This window comes from Rhizobium sp. RU36D (genome assembly GCF_900176345.1).
Taxonomy (GTDB): domain Bacteria; phylum Pseudomonadota; class Alphaproteobacteria; order Rhizobiales; family Rhizobiaceae; genus Allorhizobium.
Window position 1 is genome coordinate 82,437 of sequence record NZ_FWXU01000026.1, and the last position, 6,793, is coordinate 89,229.

Annotated in this window: 5 protein-coding genes; all 5 read left to right on the top strand. The window is 62.2% G+C overall.

Translation table 11 applies throughout. The features are described 5' to 3' along the window. The first annotated feature begins 248 nt into the window (after positions 1-248). Genes B9A97_RS24165 through B9A97_RS24185 form a run of 5 tightly spaced genes read left to right on the top strand, consistent with a single transcriptional unit; the run spans position 249 to position 6,589 of the window. The gene (locus B9A97_RS24165) at positions 249-1,901 is read left to right on the top strand and encodes an ABC transporter substrate-binding protein (RefSeq protein ID WP_084368382.1); all 1,653 of its coding nucleotides are present in this window, start codon (positions 249-251) and stop codon (positions 1,899-1,901) included. A 35-nt stretch (positions 1,902-1,936) separates the two neighbouring features. Beyond that, positions 1,937-2,947: an ABC transporter permease gene (locus B9A97_RS24170; RefSeq protein WP_084368392.1), complete on the top strand. Its 1,011-nt coding sequence runs from the start codon at positions 1,937-1,939 to the stop codon at positions 2,945-2,947. Further along, a complete protein-coding gene (locus tag B9A97_RS24175) occupies positions 2,944-3,789 on the top strand; it encodes an ABC transporter permease (protein WP_084368383.1) in 846 nt (281 codons plus the stop codon). Before B9A97_RS24170 ends, B9A97_RS24175 begins: the two co-directional genes overlap by 4 nt. Further along, positions 3,768-5,492: a dipeptide ABC transporter ATP-binding protein gene (locus B9A97_RS24180; RefSeq protein ID WP_084368384.1), complete on the top strand. Its 1,725-nt coding sequence runs from the start codon at positions 3,768-3,770 to the stop codon at positions 5,490-5,492. The genes B9A97_RS24175 and B9A97_RS24180 overlap by 22 nt, the downstream gene beginning before the upstream one ends. After that, positions 5,489-6,589, top strand: a complete 1,101-nt coding sequence (locus B9A97_RS24185) for an LLM class flavin-dependent oxidoreductase (protein ID WP_084368385.1) — start codon at positions 5,489-5,491, stop codon at positions 6,587-6,589. Before B9A97_RS24180 ends, B9A97_RS24185 begins: the two co-directional genes overlap by 4 nt. Positions 6,590-6,793: the final 204 nt, after the last annotated feature.

Here is a 6,793-nt window from a genome sequence, read left to right on the forward strand (position 1 = left end):
ACGCCAAGGTCCTGTTGCCGAACCGGCAAAGCCGAAATTAGCTCCGCGGATTTACCCCATGCAACCGAGGGACATTTGCAGCCCTTGGCAAACTTGATCCCTGACCCGCAGAAAAACGAACAAAATAATCCATAAAAATAATAGAAAAAGAACAACCAGTCTTTCTCGTTTCGGTCCCTCTGCTACCCTTGAAGTCGTGATCTGCCCCGCAAAACCGTGATTTGCCCGGCAACAGATAGGGACCGAAAATGACCAACAGCTTCTTGAGATCCGCCTTGTCGAGGCGCCGCCTGCTGACCGCCGCCTCCGTGCTGACCCTGGCCGGCCTGCTGGCGACCACAGGCGTCAGCCCTGCCTTCAGCGCAGACAGCCCGCGCAATGGCGGCGACATCATATTCCTGATCGACTCGCTTGGTCCGACCTGGATCCCCAACAACAGTTCGATCTCGAGCTTCCAGGGTCATATCTGGGGCCATGTGGCCGATAAACTTCTGTATGTGGATGCCGATGGCAAGGTCAGCCCCTGGATCGCCGAGCGCTGGGAGCAGAACGACAATGCCACCGAGTTCACGCTTCATTTGAAGAGCGGCGTGACCTTCTCCGACGGCACACCGGTTGACGCGGCCGCCGTCGTTGCCAATCTCGACATCTGGTATGCCGGCCGAAAGAGCGACGGCATCAATCCCGTCGGCCTCTTTCCCAAGACCTATGACCGGGCCGAAGCCGTCGATCCAGCCACGGTGAAGGTGTTTTTCAAGAAGCCGACCCTCGGCTTCATCCCGACCCTCGGCTATCACGGCTCGATCCTGATCTCGCCGAAGACTCTCGCGTCGCCGGCATCGGAACAGGCGAACCTGAGCAAGACGGCGGGTAGCGGCCCCTATGTGGTCGAGTCCTGGAAAGAGGGCGACTACGTCAAGCTCGTGAAGCGCAAGGACTACAACTGGGGGCCGCCGGCCGTTGGCCATACCGGCCCGGCCTTCATCGATAGCATCACCTATAAGCTGGTATCGGAGCCGTCGCTGCGGGTTGCCTCGGTTCAATCGGGCCAGGCTGACGTCGCCTACAACGCATCCCCGCAGGAACTGGAATCGCTGAAATCCGAGGGCTTCACGATCGCCACGCCCCGTTATCTCGGTTTCGTCAACGGCTGGGCCGTAAACACCAAGCTCGCGCCCTACGACGACGTGAAGGTGCGCCAGGCGCTCCAGGCCGGCATCAACAGACAGGAAATCATCAACACGGTCTACACGCCCGACTGGAAGCCGGCGACCTCCTTCATTCAAAGCAACGTGCCCGGCGCAACCGATCAAAGCGCCCTGCTCGCCTATGATCCCGCCAAGGCCGAAAAACTTCTTGATGAAGCGGGCTGGGTGAAGGGGGCGGATGGCATTCGCACCAAGGATGGCAAGCCGCTATCGCTGACGCTGCATTCCAACCCCTATCTCGCCACATCGCGGTCGGTGGACGAGCTTATCGCCCAGCAATTGGGCAAGCTCGGCTGGCAGGTCGAGATCCGCGCCTATGATGTCGTGACCTTCGGCGAGAAGGTGAAGTATGGCGGCCCGGCCGTCCCGGCCTATGAGGTGACCCGCAGCTTCATCGATGCCGGTACCGTCGCAAGCATCCTGACCAACGCCAATAACGGCGAAAACTGGTTTGCGCTGGACGAGCGGGACAGCAAGCTCAACGAGTTGCGCGACAAGATCGCCGGCGCCGGTTCCGGTGAAATCCGCAATCCCCTGCTCGATGAGCTGCAGAAATACGTCCTGGAACAGGGCTATTTCATCCCGCGCACCCAGATCGTCCAGCGCATCTATGTGCAGTCTCCGAAGGTCAAGGGCGAGACCTACAACGGCGTCGCCTATGCCAGCTACTACACGGCCACGAAAAGCGAGTGACCCATGCTGACCATGAAGGGGAAGAGGCGACCGCCGTGACCAAGGCCTATCTGAACTTCGCAGTGAAGCGGCTCATCCAGGCCGCCATCGTCATCTTGCTGGCTTATGTCTTCACCTTCGTGGTCGTCAGCATCCTACCCGGAGACCCCATCACCAACGTCCTCCGTGATCCCCAGAACGGGTTCACGGAGGAGGAGATCGCCCAGATCATCGCCGCCCAAGGCCTGGACCGGCCGATCCTGGTCCAGCTCTGGACATCGCTGTCGAGCTTTCTGGTCGGCGATCTCGGCCTTTCCATGCGGTCGAGCCGACCGGTTGCAACGCTGATCGCCGAGGTTCTCCCCTCGACCTTGATCCTCGCCTCCGCCGGGCTGGCGGTTGCGCTGGTCCTGGCACTGGTGATCGCCTATGGCACCCAGTTTCTACCGAAACGCTATGGGCAGGGCCTGCTGCGCGCCTTCCCGTCCCTATTCCTGTCCGTCCCCAATTTCGTTATAGGGCTGGTGCTGATCCATCTCTTCGGTTTCCAGCTTGGCCTCTTCCGGGTCATCGAGCCGGATAGCGTCTGGGCCACCTTGTTTGCGGCGGTGGCGCTGGGAATTCCGATCTCGGCACAGATCGCCGAAGTGCTGATTGCAGCGCTCGATCATGAATCCGGGCAGGAATATGCCGCGGTCGCCCGCGCCCGTGGCCTCGGGCAGGCGCGGCTGTTCGCAACCCATCTCTTGAAGCCCGCATCGCTGCCGGTCGTCACCGTCATCGCGCTCACCATCGGCGAATTGCTCGGCGGCTCGCTGATCACGGAGACTGTCTTCGGTCGCACCGGCATCGGCAGCCTTGTGCAACGCTCGGTCGTCACCCAGGACCTGCCGGTCCTGCAGGCGGTCGTCTCGCTGGCAGCGGTGATCTTCGTGCTCGTCAATCTGATCGCCGATCTCACCTACCCGCTGCTTGACCCGCGGGTGAAACTTGTCGCTCCCGGCGAAGGCCGGACGGCCACCGCGGCACTCGATGCGCCCGGCGCCCCACAGGCGGTGACCCCATGACCTTCACATTCTACTCACCCACCCGCAGTTCGGCGGTCGATAAGCTCGCCGCGCTGCGCCTGAGCCCAACAATCGTCCTTTCCATGGGCATCATTGCCTTGGTCCTCGGCTGGTCCGTCGCGCCGCAGCTTTTCACCGGCTACAGCCCCACCGTTGGTGTGCCAGCCCAGAAACTGCTCGGCCCAAGCACTGCTCACTGGTTCGGCACGGATCACCTCGGACGCGATCTCTATGCCCGCGTCGTCTACGGCACGGCATCCTCGGTCGTCAGCGCCCTGATCGCGGTTGCGATCGGCGTCATCGGCGGCGGCATCATAGGGCTGCTGGCGGGTTTTCTCGGCGGCTGGGTCGATACGATATTCGCCCGTCTCGTCGATGTCCTGCTGGCGATCCCGAAATTCCTGCTGGCCGTCATCGTCGTGACCGCCATCGGCTTCGACACGACCAATGCGGCCATCGCCACCGGCATCTCGGCCGTCGCGATCTTTGCCCGGGTCATGCGCTCCGAAGTGATCAAGGTGCGGCAGGCAACCTTTGTCGAGGCCTCCTTTCTGTCCGGAAGGTCTCGCTGGCACATCCTGCTCAGCCATGTGCTGCCGAACGCCTCGCGCTCCGTCCTGCCGCTGGCCGTGCTGCAGTTCGGCGATTCGATCCTGATCATCGCCAGCCTCGCCTTCCTCGGCTACGGCGACCCGCCGCCCGCATCGGACTGGGGACTGCTGATCTCGATCGGCAAGGACTACCTGAAATGGCCCTGGCTGGTCTACGCGCCCGCCTTCGTCACAATCGCGACCGTGCTCTCTGTGAACAGGATCAGCCGATGGCTACGCATGACAAACTGAACGCACCCTTCCCCTTCATCCGCGCCAATGCGAAGCCCAATGCCGCCCTGCTGAGGGTCGATGACCTCTCCGTCTTCTACGGACAGCAGCGGGTCGTCAGCGATGTTTCCTTCGAGCTTGGCCGTGGCAAAAGCCTCGCCCTGATCGGGGAATCGGGCTCGGGAAAGTCCACGATTGCGCGCGCCGTGCTCCGGCTGCTACCGGATGGCGGACGCGCCACCGGGCATATCGAGTTCGATGGCCGGGAGGTCCTTGGCCTGGCGGAACGACAGTTCCGTCCACTGCGGGGACGCGCCATCGGCTTCGTTCCGCAGGATCCCGGCAACGCGCTCAATCCCGTGCGCACGATCGGTGTCCAGGCGCTTGAAGCGGCGGCCCTGCTGACAGAAAGCGACAGACGTCTCCACAAGGCAATCGTGCTTGAGACATTTGCGCAGGTCGGACTCGACAATCCGCAGCGCGTCTACGACGCCTATCCGCATCAACTGTCGGGCGGCATGCTCCAGCGCGTGCTGATCGGTCTTGCCGTCCTGCCGCGACCGCGGCTTCTGGTCGCGGACGAGCCGACCTCGGCGCTCGATGTCACCATCCAGAAGAAAATCCTGGATCTGTTGTCGCGGCTTCAGCAGGAGCTCGACATCAGCCTGCTGCTCATCACCCATGACCTTGCCATCGCCGGGGAACGGGCGGATTCGATCGTCGTACTGAAGGACGGCGCGGTGCAGGAAAAAAGTGTCACCGCATCCGTCTTTTCGTCACCGACCTCCGCCTATGCCCGAAAACTCCATGCCGATGTTCCGGCGTTGAACCCGGATCGCTATGCCGGATTGCGCGAGCCTGGCTTTCGGTCTCTTCATAAGGAGGCCGCCGCCCCACCCAAGATCGCGTTCACAGGCGTGACCAAGCATTTCACGGCTGGCGGCAGGGTGTTGACCGCTGTCGATGACGTGTCCTTCTCGGTGCAGCCCGGGACGACGCATGCCCTGGTCGGAGAATCGGGCTCTGGCAAGACCACCACGATCCGGCTGCTTCTAGGCCTCGAACAGCCGGATGCGGGCCATATCGCGATGGCCGGCGAACAAATGGGCGGTCGCTCCAAGACCGCGCTGCGATCGGTGTGGCGCCATCTGCAACTTGTGTATCAGAACCCGTTCACCTCGCTCGATCCGAGCTGGAAGGTGGAACATCTGGTGCGCGAACCGCTCGATCGGTTCAAGATCGGCACGAATGCCGAGCGGCAGGAAAAGGTGCGCGAAGCGCTCGCCAATGTCGGCTTGGGTGCACATCTCCTGTCGCGCAAGCCAGGCGCATTGTCCGGCGGCCAGCGGCAACGCGTGGCCATCGCCCGGGCGCTGGTGCTCAAGCCCGATATCATCGTCTTCGATGAACCGAAATCCGCCCTCGACGTGACCGTGCAGGCGGAGATCGTGGAGGTGCTGCTGACACTGCAATCCAGGCTTGGCCTGACCTATGTCTTCGTCTCGCACGACCTCGCATTGGTCCGTCAGCTCGCACACACGGTGTCGGTGATGCAAAACGGACAGCTCGTGGAACAGGGAACGGTGCGCGAGCTCTTCGCCAACCCGCGCGAGACCTACACCAAGACCCTTCTGGAATCGATCCCATCGGGCCTGCGCGAGCGCCCGCCGGTCCTGCAGCCGCAACAACAGCATCATCATTTGCAGAAGGAAAAAATCGCATGAATGCCTCCGCCCCAGAAACCATCGTACCGGCGCAGTTTCGCCCGAAGAAGCGGCTTGGCTTCAACACCCGGGTCTCCTTCAACGATGACGACGGACCCGCGCAGGGTCTCTACGAGGGCATCGAACTCTACAAGGCGGCCGAGCAGCTCGGCTATCAATCCGGCTGGGCCTATCAGCGCCATTTCGATCATTATCTGTCGTCACCGCTCCCGTTCTTTGCCGCCGCCGGCCAGCATACCCGGCACATCACCCTCGGGTCAGCCGTCATTCCCATGCGCTACCAGGATCCGATCCTGCTCGCCGAAGCCGCCGGAACGACCGACCTTCTGATCGGCGAGCGGCTGGAACTGGCGATCTCAACAGGCCAGACCGCAGCATTTGATGCGGTGTTCGGCGCTGTCGACACGGATGCGCGGACGGAGGCAAAGCGCCGGCAGGCGCGGTTCCTGGCCGCCATCTCGGGCCAGGTGCTGCACACGACGGGGCCAAACGAGGGTTTGGCGGCTGGCGTCCAACTGCGCGTCACGCCGCACAGTCCGACATTGCGCTCGCGCATCCGGCAGGGCTCGGCCAGCCTCGGCTCCGCCATTCAGGCCGCGGAACTCGGCCTTGGCCTGATTGCCGGCACCGTGCAGCATGACCATGAGGAGGGCGAAAGCTTCAGCGCCTATCAGGCACGCATCATCGACACCTATCGCACCAGATGGCGCAGCCTGTGGCACACAGAGCCGCCACCGGTCATCGTGGCCGCCTCCATTATGGTTGGCACAACGCCTGAGCTTCGCGAAAAATATGCGGCTTATGACCACGAAAGACGGACTCAAGGCATTGCCGCCTCTCGCCCCAAGGGTGCCATAACGCCAGCAGCGCCGGTAAATCGGCCGCCCGGCTCGCAGATATCGCCGGTCTTCCACGGATCTCCAGACCAGGTCCTGGAGGCGGTGCTGAACGACCCCGGCTTGTCCGCCGCCGCCGAAATCATCCTGTTCCTGCCGCCGGCCTTCGGCCTTTCGGAAAACATCCGCCTGCTGAGCGACCTGGCCGAAATCGCCCCGCATTTCGGCTGGTCCGCCGGGCCGCAACGGTCGAATGACTAAACAAGGCGGCCAGGGTGGCAATATTTTCTACAAAATAAATAGAAAAAGAACGACCTGTCTTCCTGCTTCAAAACCCGAGAGCTATTCTGCTCTCAACGATCACCCCCAAAGGGACTGTTGCAAAATTCGGCTGATGTGATTCAGTTGGTTTGCAGCGATTTGAGGGGATTTGATGTCTGTTCGACGGGATGGCCAGTTCAGTTT